The sequence below is a fragment of the Bacillus cereus group sp. BceL062 genome, from assembly GCF_051780025.1.
GTDB classification, from domain to species: domain Bacteria; phylum Bacillota; class Bacilli; order Bacillales; family Bacillaceae_G; genus Bacillus_A; species Bacillus_A toyonensis.
This window is the reverse complement of the sequence record NZ_JBPWGY010000038.1, coordinates 1-2,985: the sequence shown is the minus strand read 5'-3', so window position 1 is coordinate 2,985 and position 2,985 is coordinate 1. Positions and strand designations below refer to the sequence as shown.

The window sequence follows — 2,985 nt, the reverse complement described above, 5'->3', positions numbered from 1 at the left end:
GTATGTTCTTTGAAAACTAGATAACAGTGTAGCTCATATTTTTTAATTTTAGTTTGGTTAAGTTAGAAAGGGCGCACGGTGGATGCCTTGACACTAGGAGTCGATGAAGGACGGGACTAACGCCGATATGCTTCGGGGAGCTGTAAGTAAGCTTTGATCCGAAGATTTCCGAATGGGGAAACCCACTATACGTAATGGTATGGTATCCTTACCTGAATACATAGGGTATGGAAGACAGACCCAGGGAACTGAAACATCTAAGTACCTGGAGGAAGAGAAAGCAAATGCGATTTCCTGAGTAGCGGCGAGCGAAACGGAATCTAGCCCAAACCAAGAGGCTTGCCTCTTGGGGTTGTAGGACATTCTATACGGAGTTACAAAGGAACGAGGTAGACGAAGCGACCTGGAAAGGTCCGTCGTAGAGGGTAACAACCCCGTAGTCGAAACTTCGTTCTCTCTTGAATGTATCCTGAGTACGGCGGAACACGTGAAATTCCGTCGGAATCTGGGAGGACCATCTCCCAAGGCTAAATACTCCCTAGTGATCGATAGTGAACCAGTACCGTGAGGGAAAGGTGAAAAGCACCCCGGAAGGGGAGTGAAAGAGATCCTGAAACCGTGTGCCTACAAATAGTCAGAGCCCGTTAATGGGTGATGGCGTGCCTTTTGTAGAATGAACCGGCGAGTTACGATCCCGTGCGAGGTTAAGTTGAAGAGACGGAGCCGCAGCGAAAGCGAGTCTGAATAGGGCGTTTAGTACGTGGTCGTAGACCCGAAACCAGGTGATCTACCCATGTCCAGGGTGAAGTTCAGGTAACACTGAATGGAGGCCCGAACCCACGCACGTTGAAAAGTGCGGGGATGAGGTGTGGGTAGCGGAGAAATTCCAATCGAACCTGGAGATAGCTGGTTCTCCCCGAAATAGCTTTAGGGCTAGCCTTAAGTGTAAGAGTCTTGGAGGTAGAGCACTGATTGAACTAGGGGTCCTCATCGGATTACCGAATTCAGTCAAACTCCGAATGCCAATGACTTATCCTTAGGAGTCAGACTGCGAGTGATAAGATCCGTAGTCAAGAGGGAAACAGCCCAGATCGCCAGCTAAGGTCCCAAAGTGTGTATTAAGTGGAAAAGGATGTGGAGTTGCTTAGACAACTAGGATGTTGGCTTAGAAGCAGCCACCATTTAAAGAGTGCGTAATAGCTCACTAGTCGAGTGACTCTGCGCCGAAAATGTACCGGGGCTAAATACACCACCGAAGCTGCGAATTGATACCAATGGTATCAGTGGTAGGGGAGCGTTCTAAGTGCAGTGAAGTCAGACCGGAAGGACTGGTGGAGCGCTTAGAAGTGAGAATGCCGGTATGAGTAGCGAAAGACGGGTGAGAATCCCGTCCACCGAATGCCTAAGGTTTCCTGAGGAAGGCTCGTCCGCTCAGGGTTAGTCAGGACCTAAGCCGAGGCCGACAGGCGTAGGCGATGGACAACAGGTTGATATTCCTGTACCACCTCTTTATCGTTTGAGCAATGGAGGGACGCAGAAGGATAGAAGAAGCGTGCGATTGGTTGTGCACGTCCAAGCAGTTAGGCTGATAAGTAGGCAAATCCGCTTATCGTGAAGGCTGAGCTGTGATGGGGAAGCTCCTTATGGAGCGAAGTCTTTGATTCCCCGCTGCCAAGAAAAGCTTCTAGCGAGATAAAAGGTGCCTGTACCGCAAACCGACACAGGTAGGCGAGGAGAGAATCCTAAGGTGTGCGAGAGAACTCTGGTTAAGGAACTCGGCAAAATGACCCCGTAACTTCGGGAGAAGGGGTGCTTTCTTAACGGAAAGCCGCAGTGAATAGGCCCAAGCGACTGTTTAGCAAAAACACAGGTCTCTGCGAAGCCGTAAGGCGAAGTATAGGGGCTGACACCTGCCCGGTGCTGGAAGGTTAAGGAGAGGGGTTAGCGTAAGCGAAGCTCTGAACTGAAGCCCCAGTAAACGGCGGCCGTAACTATAACGGTCCTAAGGTAGCGAAATTCCTTGTCGGGTAAGTTCCGACCCGCACGAAAGGTGTAACGATTTGGGCACTGTCTCAACCAGAGACTCGGTGAAATTATAGTACCTGTGAAGATGCAGGTTACCCGCGACAGGACGGAAAGACCCCGTGGAGCTTTACTGTAGCCTGATATTGAATTTTGGTACAGTTTGTACAGGATAGGCGGGAGCCATTGAAACCGGAGCGCTAGCTTCGGTGGAGGCGCTGGTGGGATACCGCCCTGACTGTATTGAAATTCTAACCTACGGGTCTTATCGACCCGGGAGACAGTGTCAGGTGGGCAGTTTGACTGGGGCGGTCGCCTCCTAAAGTGTAACGGAGGCGCCCAAAGGTTCCCTCAGAATGGTTGGAAATCATTCGTAGAGTGCAAAGGCATAAGGGAGCTTGACTGCGAGACCTACAAGTCGAGCAGGGACGAAAGTCGGGCTTAGTGATCCGGTGGTTCCGCATGGAAGGGCCATCGCTCAACGGATAAAAGCTACCCCGGGGATAACAGGCTTATCTCCCCCAAGAGTCCACATCGACGGGGAGGTTTGGCACCTCGATGTCGGCTCATCGCATCCTGGGGCTGTAGTCGGTCCCAAGGGTTGGGCTGTTCGCCCATTAAAGCGGTACGCGAGCTGGGTTCAGAACGTCGTGAGACAGTTCGGTCCCTATCCGTCGTGGGCGTAGGAAATTTGAGAGGAGCTGTCCTTAGTACGAGAGGACCGGGATGGACGCACCGCTGGTGTACCAGTTGTTCTGCCAAGGGCATAGCTGGGTAGCTATGTGCGGAAGGGATAAGTGCTGAAAGCATCTAAGCATGAAGCCCCCCTCAAGATGAGATTTCCCATAGCGTAAGCTAGTAAGATCCCTGAAAGATGATCAGGTTGATAGGTTCGAGGTGGAAGCATGGTGACATGTGGAGCTGACGAATACTAATAGATCGAGGACTTAACCATATAATATG

At 51.2% G+C, this 2,985-nt stretch carries 1 rRNA gene; it reads left to right on the top strand.

Annotated features, from left to right (window positions below):
• Nucleotides 1–55: 55 nt before the first annotated feature.
• Nucleotides 56–2,977, top strand: a 23S ribosomal RNA gene (locus tag ACS2MN_RS30840).
• The last annotated feature ends 8 nt before the right edge of the window (nucleotides 2,978–2,985 follow it).